The organism is Bradyrhizobium sp. LTSP857, from assembly GCF_000938285.1.
Lineage (GTDB): Bacteria > Pseudomonadota > Alphaproteobacteria > Rhizobiales > Xanthobacteraceae > Bradyrhizobium.
In genome coordinates this window covers 34,655-49,695 of the sequence record NZ_JYMS01000014.1, presented here as the reverse complement: position 1 = coordinate 49,695, position 15,041 = coordinate 34,655, and the positions used below count along the sequence as shown (strand labels likewise).

Sequence of the window (15,041 nt, the reverse complement as noted above, 5' to 3'; positions counted from 1 at the left end):
CAGCAGGATACCGGCTATCGCAACGGGGCGGTCATCTTTGCCGGGATGGGCAGCCGAAGGCCCAGCCCGCGAGAAAACGCCGGGCGCCTCGATGCCGGCAGTCTTTCCGGGAGCTGTCCGAAATAGGCAATGGTCTGCGTCATCGCAGCTCTGATGGCCGGCTCGATCTTCGCGCTGATAAACCAGCAGACCAGGACAAGCATGCCCAGCTCGACAAATACGGCCGCGGTGGCATCCAGGCCGGCATCGACCAGGACACGAATGATCTCTGTGCCGATGACGTTGTGGGTGAGATAGAGCGGATAGGTGATCAGCCCGAGCGTTCTCCAATAAGCCGGCGCTTCACGAGACACGGTGCCCGCAGAACGCCTGTTCCTGTTCGCGCCATAGGCAATGAGGCCCACCGCCGCCGCCCAAACCGTGATCGGCACCAGGGCCGATTGATCCGAGATGGCGGGGATGCTCGTCAGGAAGAAGGAGGCAAAATAGTAGATTTCCGCGACGCCGGAGAGGCACGTGACGGCGACGGCGACTTGTTCGAGCGTCGTCAACTTTCTGTTTGCAGAAATGAACAGCCAGATCCCAAGCGCAAAGAAGCAGCCATGGTTCAACAGGAATGCTGCGGCGGGCACCCGGAACATCAGGATAATCAGATAGGGCAAGTCGTTGGGCGTCGTGCACGACAGAATCAGCAACGCGACAGCATTGAAGACCGCGCTGTAGATGGTGAGACCAAAGGCCACGTGTCGCAGGGTGATCCTCTTCGTGAGCATCGCGCAAAACACCAGCCCATAAAACGCCGCCTCGGCCGCCAGCGTCCAGTAGACGCCGTCAAGCCAGTCACCGATGACTCCCTTGGGAACGAGCGTCATGGCGTGGATGTAGGGGACAATGAATTGCGATACTGACCCACTGCCAAACAGAACCAGAACGAGGAGGGTCGCGGTGGCGCAAACCCAGACCGCGGGATAGAGCCTCAGCGCGCGGCCAAGAAGAAACTCAGTCGGCGAAGACTTGCTCGCGGAATTCGCGATGACGAAACCGGAAATAACGAAGAAGATTTCAACACCCACCCAGCCGAACCATGTGAAGGGCGCGGCGGACGGGTATAGAACATCGGCGGCGACGGTGCGCTCGAAACCTGGGACGCCAATCGAGACCCAGGCCCAGGACCAGAACATCTGGTGGAAAATGGCGACGCCGAGGGCAGTCGCGAAGCGCAGCGGATCCAGCAGGGGAAAATGGTTCTTCATGGGAGTGCTTCAAATGTATGAGACGCTCCCGTTGCAGATATTGGATCCCTTCACCGCGCTCTTTGAGGTAGGTCACACTTCTCCGCCATGCTTCAAATGCCCGGATCGTCGTATCTTCGCGCAGTGTGATTTTCCTCACGGTGTCAATGTGGGTTGCCCTTACGCCAAGACCACTCTTCATGAGGCGACGCGGGGCCGCTTCAGCCAAACAGGGCGACGGCCATGACGAATATCTCGCTCACGAGGACCGTTCGCAGCCCGGCCTCAGCCGGACGTGCCGCCCGATAGGATCCCCTTCCCGACATCCTCATAATGCGTGTCGCGAGCCTGGATCTGCTGGGTGATCGCGTGCATGTCGCGGAACCGCCGTTCGAACGGGTTGCTGCGAAACACCGCGGTCGCGCCGGCCATGTGATAGGCGGTGTCGACCACTTTTGCCGACTGCTGGATGGTCCAGGTCGCGGCGAGGCGAACCGCGCTGCGATGCGCCGGGCTGAACTTGCCGGTCGCGGAGAGGTCGCGCCACATCGCGTTCGCCGTCGCGTAGAGATAGGCGCGCGCGGCGCGCAAATCCCCCTCGGTGCGGCCGATCAACCCATGTACCGCCTGGTTGTCGCGCATGGCGCTGGCGGCAAGCGACTGATGTTTTGCGCGAGCCAGCGCGATTCCCGCATCGAGCGTGGCGCGCGCAACGCCGAGCGAGACCGCGGCGAAGCCAAGACTGTACGTCGATCCGGTCGGAAGCCTGTAGAGCGGACCCGGCTCGCGCAACGCCGCGGGCACGTCGCGGAACGCTGCAAAGCGATCGGGGATGAAGAGGTCGTGCACCTCGTAGGAATCGGTGCCGGTTCCGGCAAGCCCGATCGCCTGCCACACGTCGTGCATCACAGCGCTCGCAAGCGGGAACAGGATGGTACGCATCTCCGGTGAGCCGTCGGCGTTTTTGCGCGGCGTGCCGTCAGTGCCGATGATGCGGACATGCGCCCCCAGCCAGCTCGCCTGCCGCGAGCCCGAGGCGAAATCCCAGCGTGCCGTGGCGCGATAGCCGCCCTCGACCGCGCGTGCCTCATGCGCGACCGCGCCCCAGGCGAGGATGCCGGGCGCCGTGTTGAAGATCTCGTGCGCGGTGTCGCGGTCGAGGGAGGCTGCGATCATCGCGCAGACGCTGTTTTGGCCGAGACACCAGGCGGTGGAGGCATCTGCCTTCGCGATCTCCTCCAGCATCTGCATGAAGGCTTCCGGCGCAGCCTCGGCGCCGCCGAGGCTCTGCGGCAGCAACGCGCGATAGAGCCCGTTCTCGATCAGCGCGCCCACGACCGCCGGCGTCAGCCGCCGCGTCCGCTCGATCTGATCAGCCTCGCCCGCAATCAGCGGCGCGATGGCCCGTGCCCGCTCGACCAGATCAACCCCGGGAGTTGCATTCATGTCAGCGTTTCCTCGCCCATTCTTGGTGTGAGCGGTAAGTGACGCGATGGTGGTCTATTTGGCGGGGGCGATCAAGATCGCATCCCGGTGCTCAGTTGATCACGATCTGAAATCTCGGGATCTCTCGTAGCCCGGATGGAGCGAAGCGAAATCCGGGGCCTTCGGAAACTGCGGCGACGAACCCGGATTGCGCTTCGCTCCATCCAGGCTACGCATTCACTACGCCATAGGCTTGCAAGCTTGTCGCACAACCAGACTTAATGTTACCGTCCGTAGCATATTCGGGGCCGCTCAAGAGGAATACCATGAAGAAGCCGACTCGCCGCGCTGATCGCCCCGCCACGGTTGCCGCCAGCGCCGAGCCGGCGCCCATGCCGACGCTCGCGCACGCGCCGATGAGCGATATCATCGATGCCCTGGCCGCCGGGCGCGTCACCGCTACAGCGCTGACCAGAGTCTATCTTGCGCGCATCGAGGCCTATGACCGCGATGGTCCCATGCTCAATTCGGTCCGCGCGCTCAATCCCGACGCGCTCACGATCGCAGGCAAGCTCGACGACACCAGGCCGCCGGTCAAGCGGCCGTTGGCCGGCGTCCCGATCTTGATCAAGGACAACATCGCGACGTCTGACAAGCAGCAGACCACGGCGGGTTCGCTGGCGCTGGAGGGCGCACGCGCCAAACGCGACGCCACGGTGGTCAAGCTGCTGCGTAACGCCGGCGCGGTGATCCTGGGCAAGGCGAACCTGACGGAGTTCGCCAACATCCTCGCGATGGACATGCCCTCGGGCTATTCATCGCTGGGCGGCCAGGTGAAAAACCCCTATGCGCCGGCGCTGATGGACGATCGCGGCATTCCGGTCGTGTCCCCGGGCGGCTCGAGCTCGGGATCGGCGGTCGCCGTCGCCGCCGGTCTGTGCGCGGCCTCGATCGGCACCGAGACCTCGGGCTCGCTGCTGTTTCCCGCCAGCCAGAATGGTCTCGTCACCGTCAAGCCGACGGTCGGATTGATCAGCCGCGCCGGCATCGTGCCGATCGCGCATAGCCAGGACACCGCGGGGCCGATGACGCGCAATGTGCGCGACGCGGCGCTGCTTCTCAACGTGCTGGCCGCCAAGGATCCGCGCGATCCCGTGACGCTGCGGCAGCGGCGGCCGGCCGATTACACCGCGGGCCTCGCCTCCGACGCGATGAAGGGCGCGCGCATCGGCGTGCCGAGCGACCCCGCCGACCCGCTGAACGATCCCTATTACGGCAAGCTGGCACCCAAATGGACCGAGGTGATGACCGAGGCGATCAAGGTGATGGAGGATCTGGGCGCCGTCGTCGTGCGCGCCAGCATGCCGACGGCCGGCTGGATGGCCGGACCGGGCACGACCATGGCCGTGTTCAACCGCAATCCGCTGAGCCGCAACAAGGGCAATCCGATGATGCAGTCGGTCGTCTTCCTTTACGAGCTGAAGCACGATCTCAATCTCTATTTGAAGGATTGGGCGACCAACACGGAGATCAAGACCATCGCCGACATCGTCGCCTTCAACGAGGCGCACGCGGAGAAGGCGCTGCGTTTCGGCCAGGATCTGTTCCTCGCGGCCAACGCCACCAGGGGCGATCTCAGCGAGCGCGAGTACAAATCGGCGCGCGCCATGGACCTGCTCGCGGCGAAGACGCGCGGCATGGACGCCTACATCAACCAGCACAAGCTCGACGCCGTGCTGTTCCCCGGCAGCATGGGCGCCGCGATCGCCGCCAAGGCGGGCTATCCCAGCGTCATGGTGCCAGGCGGATTCGTCTCGGGAGCCGACGACAAGGACACGCCCGACTATCCGCTCGGCATCACTTTTGCTGGATCCGCCTGGAGCGAGCACAGGCTGCTGCGTCTGGCTTACGCGTTCGAGCAGGCGTCCCAGATGCGCAAGCCGCCGCCAGGCTTGGTCGCGCTCTAGAATCGGGTGCTGGCCCGATCAGCAACCCCGACAAATGCCGGAGATCTTGCGGTCGATATTGGCATCCTCCTGATCAAGGAAATCCTGCGATCCCAAGGTTGTTGCCGGCACGTCGGACGCGTGCGGCTGGCGGTGACCGACCGGCGCCGTCCAGGGCCGCGTGGTCGTTTCCTTTCCAGGAAGCGAGGGGTGGAAAGGCTGAGCCGAAGCTGCGCCCATCGCCGATACGATCGCGACCACAACCAGCATCTTTGAGGTGATCATAGGTATCTCCAAATGAATCCCGCGACACATGCGCGGTTCCGACATCTGGATTTGCAGCGACGGCCTGCTATTCCCCCTCGTCGCGTAGGCGTGATCCCGCTGTGGCCCGGTCTTACGGAATGACGCTTGGTCAGGCCGGCGCTTTCCGGCCGATCAGGCCGAAGATGATCATGACGAGGCTGATGCCGCCGACGGCACCGGAGACTTCTCCGACGGTTCGCATCAGGGCGACAGGATCATTGGACCACAGCGTCATGTCCTGCATGGACAGGAAGAACAGGATTGCAAGCACCAGCAGCACCGTGCCGACCGCAATCAATCGCCAGTTTCGCTTCCGCATGCGAGATGCTCCCCTGTATCGCCCAAGGATGGGCGGGGCCGTTCAGGACGCAGGGGATAGTGTCGTCGACGCCTGATCGGGTTCAATCGGAGCGGAGGACGCAGGTGAAGTTCGGCGAATTTCGTGCCGTCCCTCACCGTCACCCTGAGGTGCTCGCCTCTTCGGCGAGCCTCGAAGGGCGACGGCCCGGCTGTATCCGGGCCGCTCATCCTTCGAGGCTCAGCTTGCAATGCTTCGCATCGCAAGCTTCACACCTCGGGATGACGGGTTGAGAGGGGTTGTTTTCGAGATTCTGGTCAGAAGCACTCGGCCAACTCCAGCTGACGTCCCTCCGTTCGTCGCGCATCGTGATGGCGAGCTTCAACGTCTTCGTCTACGATCCGATCGAGCCACTTTTCGGAGACGTCTAGATGCAAACCATCGGCCTGATCGGAGGCATGAGCTGGGAGAGCACCGCGCTCTACTACAAGCTCATCAACGAGCGCGTCCGCGATCGCATGGGCAAGCTGCATTCGGCTCCGCTGCTGCTGTATTCCTACGACTTCCAGGAGATCAAGGACATGCAGTACGCCGGCCGCTGGGAAGAGGCGGCAGCCAGCCTGGCGGAGGTCGCGCAGCGCCTCGAAAGCGCCGGCGCGCGTGCGATCGTGCTGTGCACGAACACGATGCACAAGCTGGCGCCCGACATCGTGTCGAAGGTGACCATTCCCTTCATTCACATCGGCGACGCAACGGCGCAGCGGATTCGGGCCAAGGGGTATCGGCGGGTTGGGCTGCTCGGCACCAGGTTCACGATGGAGGAAGACTTCTACATCGACCGGCTGCGCGCGCATGATCTCGACGTGCTGGTTCCTCCCACTGACGCACGGGCTGACGTGAACCGCATCATCTACGATGAACTGTGCCTTGGCATCGTCGCCGCTCCCTCGCGCCGTCGCTACCAGGACGTGATGGCCGCGCTCGTCGCCGCCAGCGCGGAGTGCATCATCCTCGGCTGCACCGAGATCACGATGCTGGTCGGTGGGGGCGATACGACAGTCGAGACGTTCGATACGACGGCGATTCACGCCGAGACAGCGGCCGATTTTGCGATCGGATGATGGTGGTCTCGCTGGAGGCCAAAGCGGGGCAGGGTTTGGTCGGAGTGTAGGCCGCGAAGTAGGTATGCTCCCTCTCCCGCTTGCGGGAGAGGGCTGGGGTGGGGGTGCTTCCGTAATGGACACTCCCGATGTGGAGAGAGCCCCCATCCGGCGCTTCGCGCCGACCTCCCCCGCAAGCGCAGGGCGATCGCACAGCGGAAGGCTGCCGGATGAGCTCGGCCTGCATGGTTCGAGACGCCCGCTTTGGCGGGCTCCTCACCATGAGGGTTTAATATCTCGCCGCAAAACGCGACCTCATCCTGAGGGCCCGCCATAGGCGGGCGTCTCGAAGGATGGGCCGCAGGCAAGCTGCCCGCCACGTTTTTCTTCATATGCGATAGCCCTGCCCGCAAGCGGGAGAGGTGGACCGCGTCCTCGGCTTGCATCGATTCAACCAAAACTCTTCGCTTTTAGACGTCCGTCATCGGAAGCAATTCCAGCTTCGCCGCCGATTTTTCCAACAGCCGGGCTTGCGCCGCCCGCCGAGGATCGCTCCGATAGTTTTGAAAGTCCGCATCGGATGCGAAGCTGACGACGTGCATCTCGATGGTGCCATCCGGATTTCGAAGCCGTCGCTCCAGACATCCGTTGAACTCAGGCAACAGCGGCAAGACGGCCTCTTCGTAGGCGCGAAAGCTGTCGACACCCTCGGTAGGTATCCGGGCAATGAGCACAAACGTTACGGGGTTGGTTTGATGGGACATCACCGCTGCCGGTCACACACGCTGCGATCCTGCCATCATGCCCCTGTTTTGCCCGACGGGTCAAACGGACTTCGTAAAATCGAAAAAATGCAATGCCGACAAGCCGCCGGCTACTGTGCATGGGGTTGTTTTCGCGTTTTTGTTTGAGGCGAGGCTGGCGCGGCCGGAGTGAAGCCGGCGCCAGGCAGCAACGCGCCTCAGCTATCGACCTTCAGCGCGGCAATAAAAGCTTCCTGCGGGATATCGACCTTGCCGAACTGCCGCATCTTCTTCTTGCCTTCCTTCTGCTTCTCCAGAAGTTTTCGTTTACGCGTGATGTCGCCGCCATAGCACTTTGCGGTGACGTCCTTGCGCAGCGCGCGCACGGTCTCGCGGGCGATCACCTTGCCGCCGATCGCCGCCTGGATCGGGATCTGGAACATGTGCGGCGGGATCAGCTCCTTCATCTTCTCGACCATGGCGCGGCCGCGCCCCTCCGCGCGGGTCCGATGCACCAGCATCGAGAGCGCATCGACCGGTTCGTTGTTGACCAGGATCTGCATCTTGACGAGATCGGCCGGCTTGTAGTCGGTGAGATGATAGTCGAACGAGGCGTAGCCCTTGGAGACCGACTTCAGGCGGTCGTAGAAATCGAACACGACTTCGTTGAGCGGCAGGTCGTATTTCACCATCGCGCGCGAGCCGACATAGGTCAGCTCCTTCTGCGAGCCGCGGCGGTCCTGGCAAAGCTTCAAGACGCTGCCGAGATATTCGTCCGGCGTGAGGATCGTGGCCTCGATCCAGGGTTCCTGGATCTCGGCGATCTTGACCACGTCCGGCATGTCGACGGGATTGTGAATGGAGATTTCCTGCCCGTCGGTCAGCCTCATCTTGTAGATGACGCTTGGCGCGGTCGCGATCAGATTGAGATCGAACTCGCGCGACAGACGCTCCTGGATGATCTCCAGATGCAGCAGACCGAGGAAGCCGCAGCGGAAGCCGAAGCCGAGTGCGGCCGACGTCTCCATCTCGTAGGAGAAGCTGGCATCGTTGAGGCGCAGCTTGCCCATCGCCGCGCGCAAGGTCTCGAAATCATCGGCGTCCGCGGGGAACAGGCCGCAGAACACCACCGGGATGGCCGGCTTGAAGCCCGGCAGCATCTCCGTGACCGGCTTTCTGTCGTCGGTGATGGTGTCGCCGACGCGGGTGTCGGCGACTTCCTTGATTGCGGCGGTGATGAAGCCGATCTCGCCGGGGCCGAGCTCGTCGACCTGCGTCATCTTCGGCGTGAAGAAGCCGACGCGCTCGATGTCATAGGCCGCGCCCGTGCCCATCATGCGGATGCGGCTGTTCTTCTTCATGACGCCGTCGACGACGCGGATCAGCACGACCACGCCGAGATAGACGTCGTACCAGCTGTCGACCAGCAGCGCTTTCAATGTGGCTTCGCGATCGCCCTTCGGCGGCGGCAGGCGCGTGACGATCGCCTCCAGCACATCGGGAACGCCGAGGCCGGTCTTGGCGGAGATCATCACCGCGTCTGATGCGTCGATGCCGATCACGTCCTCGATCTGCTGCCTTATCTTCTCGGGTTCGGCGGCGGGCAGGTCGACCTTGTTGAGGACCGGAACGATCTCATGACCCGCGTCGAGCGCGTGGTAGACGTTGGCGAGCGTCTGCGCTTCCACGCCCTGGCTGGCGTCGACCACCAGTAGGGAACCCTCGCAGGCCGCCAGCGACCGCGAGACTTCGTAGGCGAAGTCGACATGGCCGGGCGTGTCCATCAGGTTGAAGATGTAATCCTTGCCGTCCTTGGCGCGGTAGGCGAGGCGGACCGTCTGCGCCTTGATGGTGATGCCGCGCTCGCGCTCGATGTCCATGGAATCGAGCACCTGCTCCTTGCCCGCCATTTCGCGGTCGGTGAGGCCGCCGGTCATCTGGATCAGGCGGTCGGCCAGCGTCGATTTGCCATGGTCGATATGGGCGACGATGGAGAAATTGCGGATGTTGGAAATGGGGACGGTCGTCATGGGCGCGGGATACCACTCACATCCCCGTGCGGCAACCATATTGCTGTATTTTCAGGGGCTTTGTTCACGCCAAGCTGATTCCACACTGGCCCAAAACGCGCTACGCAACGGCCCATGTCGACCACTTCGATCCCATCCGCCCGAGCCCGTGCAAAGACCCGGGTGAGCTTTGGCCGCTTCCGGGCCTGGCTGGTTGCCTGCGCGATCCACCCCTCAGCCCGCCTTTGGCTGGTGATCCAGTTCGCCATCCTGCATGCGGTGATCTGGACCTTCATCCTGATCAATCTCAAGGCAGCGCAGGACGTTCACATGGACGTCGCAGAGGCCTGGGGCTGGGGCCAGAAGTTCCTGCTCGGCTATGGCAAGCACCCGCCGTTGTCGGGCTGGATCGCCGGTGTCTGGTTCACGGCGTTCCCGGCGACGGACTGGGCGACCTATGCGCTCGCGATGGCCACCGTCAGCGTCGGCATGGTGATCTGCTGGCTCCTCGCGTTGCGCGTGGTCGATCCGCGCCGCGCGTTCCTGGTCGTGGTGATGGTCGCGCTCTACCCGATCTTCAATTTCAAGGGCTTCAAGTACAACCCGGACCTGTTGCAGCTCGTCACGCTGCCGCTGCTCGTGCTCGCTTATCTCAACGCCTTCGAGAAGCGGAGCTGGCAGTCCGGAATTTGGCTTGGACTCGCCGGTGCGCTGGCGCTGATGACCAAATACTGGGTGCTGACCATGATCGGCGCCATCGGGCTCGCCGCGCTGATCCATCCCGACCGGATCAGATTCCTGTTGTCGCCCGCGCCATGGGTCGCGATCGCGACGATGGCCGTGGCGATGATCCCGCATATCATCTGGCTCGCGGACGCCCATTTCGTGCCGCTGACCTATGCCGGCGATACCTATAGCATCGAGGATGCCGGCCTCGTGCATCAGCTCGTGTTCGGCTATGTCCTGCACAATGTCGCGCTGCTGGCATTGCCGGTGGCGCTCGCAAGCCTCGCGATGGCGCTGGTGCCGTCGTGGCTGACGCTGCTCTCGCGCGCGCCGTTGCGCATCGTCACGCGGGCTTGGGCGCGCGGCGCCAATTCCGGCGTCAACCTCTCGCAGGCGCTGAATATCTGGATCATCCAGATCATCGTCGCAGCCGGGCCGCCGCTCGGCGCGCTGGTCTTCAGCATCTACATGAAGACCGATTGGGGCATCTCGCTGTTCTTCCTGGTGCCCTTGGCGCTGGTCGCGATCCCTGCGCTGCGGGTGCAGGGTGCGGCGCTGTTCAATATCGTTGCGATCTGGCTCGTGCTCAGCATCGCAACGCTCATTGCCTCGCCCTGGATCGCCGCGCGCGAGATGGCGGTCAATTCCGACAATACGGCGACCTATGGCGCGCGCTCGGAGCTCGCGCGCGAGCTCACGCAAGCCTGGCACGCGCGTTTCGCTTCGCGTTGGGCCGTCGTCGCCGGCACCATGGAATCGATACAGCCGATGGTGTTCTACAGCCCCGATCATCCGGCCGCATTCACGCCGAACGAAGCCTGGAACTCCGGGCTGACGTCACTCGATGACGTGAAGAAATACGGCTTCATCGGTGTGTTCGATCCGGCCGACGGCCGCTTGCCCGCGTTCGAGAAATGGGTCTCGGAGACCGCGCCGAACGCCGAGCGCATCGTGATGACGACGCGCCGCTTTACCCACGGCAAGGCCGGACCGTCGATGACCTGGAACGTCTACATCGCCCCGCCGGAGAAGTGACCCTCAGGTCCCTTCTTCGTTGAACTTGCTTTCAACGAGCTCCGTGATCGCCGCAAGCGCAGCTTCCGCATCGGCACCGGCAGCGGCCACCGTGATCGTCGTGCCCGGTCCCGCGGCCAGCATCATCAGGCCCATGATCGAGGTGCCGCCGACGGTCTCGCCGCCGCGCGTCACCCACACTTGCGCGTTGAAGCGCTCGACCGCCTGGACGAATTTTGCGGAGGCGCGGGCGTGCAGGCCGCGCTTGTTGATGATCAGGAGGTCTTTAGAGATCGCGCCCGCGGGCACGCCCGTCCCGGCTTGGGGCGCGTCGTCGCTCATTTGCCGGCGAGCACGCGGCTGGCAATGGTGACGTATTTGCGGCCCGCTTCCTGGGCCATTGCGATCGCGTCCGGCAGCGAACGTTCTTCACGCACCTTGGCAAGCTTCACCAGCATGGGAAGGTTGATGCCCGCGAGCACTTCGACCTTCGGCCGGCTCATGCAGGATATTGCAAGGTTCGACGGCGTGCCGCCGAACATGTCGGTGAGGATCGCAACGCCATCGCCGGAATCGACGCGGTTAACCGCTTCGATGATGTCGCTTCGACAGAGATCGGAATCATCTTCGGCGCCGATCGTGATCGCTTCGATTTGCTTTTGTGGGCCCATGACATGTTCAAGCGCTGCCTTGAATTCGTCGGCAAGGCGCCCGTGGGTCACAAGTACTAGACCAATCATCGGAAAAACTCCTCGCGGGCGCTTTTGGTGCACCGCACGAACGCGCCACTTTGACCATCCAGAGCCCCCGCGCAAGAGGGGATGTTGCGTATCTCCCTGAATCTAGACGGATGGATGAGGGGAGCTGCGCCGGTCTATTCGGTCGCGATAGTGGGGTTCATATGGTTACCATTTCCCTTCAAACAATCGCCTGAAGGGTTAACGGAAGATGAACTCTTGGTAGTGGTCAAGGCCGCGACAACCAGTGGGAGGGGCAAATAACCGCGCTCGATCGGGATTCGCGGTATTTCGACACCTAAAATGCATATTTTCAGCGATTCCGCCGCAGGCAGGCGCTCGGCGTCCGCGGCGTCCAGATCGACCACGAGGCCGACGGTCGCACGCTCCACGAAGTCGCAGCGGCGAATTCCCAGGCCCCGGATCTCGATCAGGCCGGCCAATGGCTGGGCGGGACCAACCTCAATTTCATCGCCGACTGTCGCCAGATGGACACGGTCATCGCCGACCAGAACGGCCCTTTCGACCACGCCGGCGCGTCCCGCCATGATTAAATCGAAGGCAAGCCGCGACTTGCCGGAGCCCGAGGGCCCGCGGATTAGCACCGCCAGATTCCCGACCTTGACCGCGGAGGCGTGAATGCTGGGGCCGCCGTCGCTCATAGCGCCGGCAGCCTCACCACGAAGCGCGCGCCGGCAACCGTCGCCGCGCCGTCGGCGTCCGCAGGGCCTGCGCGGTTCTCCGCCCAGATGCGTCCGCCATGGGCGTCGACGATCTGCTTGGAGATCGAGAGCCCGAGCCCGGAGTTCTGGCCAAAACCCTGATGCGGACGGTCGGTGTAGAAGCGCTCGAAGATGCGCTCCAGCGCGTCGTCGCGGATGCCGGGGCCGTCATCGTCGACCACGATCTCGATCTCGCCGCGCACACGCCGGCAGGTGAGACGCACCTTGCTGCCGGGCTCGGAGAAGGATTGCGCGTTGGCGAGCAGATTCGAGACCACTTGCCCGAGCCGTGAATCGTGGCCGGTCACGGAAAGCGTGTCGGTCGGACTGCGGCCCTCGAAGCGCGCCTCGACCGCGACGTCGTGGCCGAGTTTTGTTTCATTGGCGACCCCAACCAGTGTGCCCAGCAGGCGCCTGAGATCGACCGGACTGGCATCCTGCCGCTGGAGTTCGGCATCGAGTCGGCTCGCGTCGGAAATGTCCGAGATCAGCCGGTCGAGCCGCTTGACGTCATGCTCGATCACCTCGAGCAGGCGGGCGCGGCTGTTCTCGTTGCGCGCCAGCGGCAGCGTCTCGACCGCGGAGCGCAGCGAGGTCAGCGGGTTCTTCAGTTCATGGGCGACGTCGGCGGCGAACATCTCGATCGCCTCGATCCGCTTGTAGAGCGCATTGGTCATGTCGCGCAGCGCGCCGGAGAGATGGCCGATCTCGTCACGGCGGCGGGTGAAGTCGGGAATCTCGACGCGGCTCTTGATGCGGCGACGGACCCGCTCGGCGCTGTCTGCGAGCCGGCGCACCGGGCCTGCGATCGTGCTGGCGAGCAGCAGCGACAGCATGATCATGACGGTGGCGGCGACACCGCCGACCTTGAGGATCGCCAGGCGTTCGGCGGTGACCATCTGGTCGATGTCGTCGCCTTGGGTGGACAGCATCAGCGCGCCGTGGATGGCGCGCGAGCGCAGCACGGGGACGGCGACCGAGACGATCACCTCGCCGCGCGCATTGACTCGCACCATCGAGCGCTTCTGGCCCTCGAGTGCATCGGCGACTTCCACATAGCCGTTGCCGTTCTCGCGCCCGAGCTCACGATACAGCGGCAGGTCGCCGCGGTTGATCCAGAGGCGTACCGCCACCGTCCCGCGTTCGACCAGGCCGGGCTTTTCCGACGGCGGCGGCAGCGGCAAGGTCCGCACGTTGTCGAGGTCACGGCTGTCGAGCAACACCGAGCCGTTGGGATCGAAAATCCGCGCGCGGGTCTTGGTTGGTGAGATCAGCGTGCGCAACACCGGCGCCACGCGCTCAGGATTGATCGGAAAATCCAGCGAATCGTCCGGTCCGCCATAGCTCTCGCCCAGTTTCAGGTCGAGCAGCCGCTCAGGGTCGACGGTAATCGCATTGGTCTGAACCGTCGCCGACGCTCCGATAGCGCCCGCGATGATTTCGGCCTGCACCAGGAGGCTCTGTGCCCGCGCGTCGATCAGGCCGGCGCGGAACTGCGACAGATAAAGGATGCTCGCGACCAGCGCGACCAGGCCCGCGAGGTTGAGCGAGACGATGCGGCGGGTCAGGCTCGAGAACGACAGCGCGAAGAAGAACTGCCCGGCGCGCTTGATCCAGTTCAGCGGCCGCCAGCCCTGCGCGACCGGTTTGTCGTCATAGTCCGAGGCGCCGTGGGAAGCGCTGTCCTCGGCGTTCGAACTCGACTCAGGCTGCGTTCGGTCCAGCAATGCTCACGCCCGCGTTAGGACAGCTCGTGCGATGGGTCCCCGCATCCTAGAGCCATCCCGGCCCTGATGGAATCAGAACCGGCCCAGCTCTCGTCTTTTGTGAAGGCGCGTGCGCCTCAGGCTTCCTTGAAGCGGTAGCCGACGCCGTAGAGCGTCTCGATCATCTCGAAATCGTTGTCCGTCACCTTGAACTTCTTGCGCAGCCGCTTGATGTGGCTGTCGATGGTGCGGTCGTCGACATAGACCTGATCGTCATAGGCGGCGTCCATCAGCGCGTTGCGGCTCTTGACCACGCCGGGGCGCGTTGCGAGCGCCTGGAGGATCAGGAATTCGGTGACGGTCAGTGTCACCGGCTCGTTCTTCCAGGTGCAGGTATGGCGTTCCGGGTCCATGCGCAGCAGGCCGCGGTCGAGCGCCTTGGCGTCGTTCTCCTTCGGCACGACGGTCGGATCCTTCGGCGCCGAGCGGCGCAGCACCGCCTTGACGCGCTCGACCAGTAGGCGCTGTGAGAACGGTTTGCGGATGAAATCGTCGGCGCCCATCTTGAGGCCGAACAGCTCGTCGATCTCTTCGTCCTTGGAGGTGAGGAAGATTACCGGCAAGTCGGATTTCTGCCGCAGCCGCCGCAGCGTCTCCATGCCGTCCATGCGCGGCATCTTGATGTCGAGGATGGCAAGATCGGGCTGGGTGGTGCGGAAACCGTCCAGCGCAGAAGCGCCGTCGGTGTAGGTCATGATGCGGTAGCCTTCCGCTTCCAGCGCGATCGAGACGGATGTGAGAATGTTGCGGTCGTCGTCGACCAAAGCGATTGTGGGCATGAGCCTGCTTTCTGCTTTCCGTTTGGATCGTGGCTTAAACGGCGAGCAATCCAGTGGTGCGCCGCATAGATGGGTCCCGAACTTGGAGTTCGAACTTTGTCACCGAGCAATGCAAGCTGGGCTGAAGTGTGACCAAGTTCCACGAAACACGGCAGATTCGCCGCATATCGACCCATAACCAGACCCTCGTTTACCCGAAAAAAGGCCCCTCTTGCAACCACCTGAACCGAGAAAGCCA

The 15,041-nt window shown here is 63.6% G+C and carries 14 protein-coding genes; 3 read left to right on the top strand and 11 right to left on the bottom strand.

The features are described from left to right. Nucleotides 1-14: 14 nt before the first annotated feature. Complete coding sequence (locus UP06_RS07305; RefSeq protein ID WP_045001721.1) at nt 15-1,253, bottom strand: acyltransferase family protein; 1,239 nt, start codon at nt 1,251-1,253, stop codon at nt 15-17. A 264-nt stretch (nt 1,254-1,517) separates the two neighbouring features. After that, a complete protein-coding gene (locus UP06_RS07300) occupies nt 1,518-2,678 on the bottom strand; it encodes an acyl-CoA dehydrogenase family protein (RefSeq protein ID WP_045001720.1) in 1,161 nt (386 codons plus the stop codon). A 305-nt stretch (nt 2,679-2,983) separates the two neighbouring features. On the opposite strand from UP06_RS07300, the gene UP06_RS07295 reads away from it, so the two are divergent. Further along, nucleotides 2,984-4,624, top strand: a complete 1,641-nt coding sequence (locus tag UP06_RS07295) for an amidase family protein (RefSeq protein ID WP_045001718.1) — start codon at nt 2,984-2,986, stop codon at nt 4,622-4,624. A gap of 18 nt (nt 4,625-4,642) precedes the next feature. Here UP06_RS07295 and UP06_RS07290 read toward each other — a convergent pair whose 3' ends face one another. Next, nucleotides 4,643-4,888, bottom strand: a complete 246-nt coding sequence (locus tag UP06_RS07290; RefSeq protein WP_050031578.1) for a hypothetical protein — start codon at nt 4,886-4,888, stop codon at nt 4,643-4,645. Between the two features lie 130 nt (nt 4,889-5,018). Further along, nucleotides 5,019-5,228 carry a hypothetical protein gene (locus UP06_RS07285; protein WP_045001716.1) on the bottom strand — a complete coding sequence of 70 codons (210 nt, stop codon included), beginning with the start codon at nt 5,226-5,228 and terminating at the stop codon, nt 5,019-5,021. Nucleotides 5,229-5,638: 410 nt separating this feature from the next. Here UP06_RS07285 and UP06_RS07280 point away from each other — a divergent pair, with 410 nt between their 5' ends. Continuing rightward, complete coding sequence (locus UP06_RS07280; protein ID WP_045001714.1) at nt 5,639-6,328, top strand: aspartate/glutamate racemase family protein; 690 nt, start codon at nt 5,639-5,641, stop codon at nt 6,326-6,328. A gap of 449 nt (nt 6,329-6,777) precedes the next feature. Here the strand turns inward: UP06_RS07280 and UP06_RS07275 are convergent, their stop codons facing one another. Further along, nucleotides 6,778-7,071 (bottom strand): hypothetical protein, encoded by a 294-nt coding sequence (locus tag UP06_RS07275; protein WP_045001712.1) that lies wholly within the window; start codon nt 7,069-7,071, stop codon nt 6,778-6,780. A 197-nt stretch (nt 7,072-7,268) separates the two neighbouring features. Then, a complete protein-coding gene (lepA, locus tag UP06_RS07270) occupies nt 7,269-9,080 on the bottom strand; it encodes a translation elongation factor 4 (protein ID WP_045001711.1) in 1,812 nt (603 codons plus the stop codon). Nucleotides 9,081-9,194: 114 nt separating this feature from the next. On the opposite strand from lepA, the gene UP06_RS07265 reads away from it, so the two are divergent. Further along, nucleotides 9,195-10,820, top strand: a complete 1,626-nt coding sequence (locus UP06_RS07265) for a glycosyltransferase family 39 protein (protein WP_045001709.1) — start codon at nt 9,195-9,197, stop codon at nt 10,818-10,820. Between the two features lie 3 nt (nt 10,821-10,823). Here the strand turns inward: UP06_RS07265 and UP06_RS07260 are convergent, their stop codons facing one another. The 5 genes from UP06_RS07260 to UP06_RS07240 form a co-directional block, all read right to left on the bottom strand. Beyond that, complete coding sequence (locus UP06_RS07260) at nt 10,824-11,141, bottom strand: HPr family phosphocarrier protein (protein ID WP_045001707.1); 318 nt, start codon at nt 11,139-11,141, stop codon at nt 10,824-10,826. Beyond that, on the bottom strand, nt 11,138-11,539 hold the full coding sequence (locus UP06_RS07255) for a PTS sugar transporter subunit IIA (protein ID WP_024339151.1): 402 nt from the start codon (nt 11,537-11,539) through the stop codon (nt 11,138-11,140). The genes UP06_RS07260 and UP06_RS07255 overlap by 4 nt, the downstream gene beginning before the upstream one ends. Before the next feature lie 134 nt (nt 11,540-11,673). Then, nucleotides 11,674-12,198, bottom strand: a complete 525-nt coding sequence (locus UP06_RS07250; RefSeq protein WP_045001706.1) for an HPr kinase/phosphorylase — start codon at nt 12,196-12,198, stop codon at nt 11,674-11,676. Then, nucleotides 12,195-13,985, bottom strand: coding sequence for a sensor histidine kinase (locus tag UP06_RS07245; protein WP_045001705.1), 1,791 nt, complete (start codon nt 13,983-13,985; stop codon nt 12,195-12,197). The genes UP06_RS07250 and UP06_RS07245 overlap by 4 nt, the downstream gene beginning before the upstream one ends. A 116-nt stretch (nt 13,986-14,101) precedes the next feature. After that, on the bottom strand, nt 14,102-14,803 hold the full coding sequence (locus UP06_RS07240; protein ID WP_045001704.1) for a response regulator transcription factor: 702 nt from the start codon (nt 14,801-14,803) through the stop codon (nt 14,102-14,104). Nucleotides 14,804-15,041: the final 238 nt, after the last annotated feature.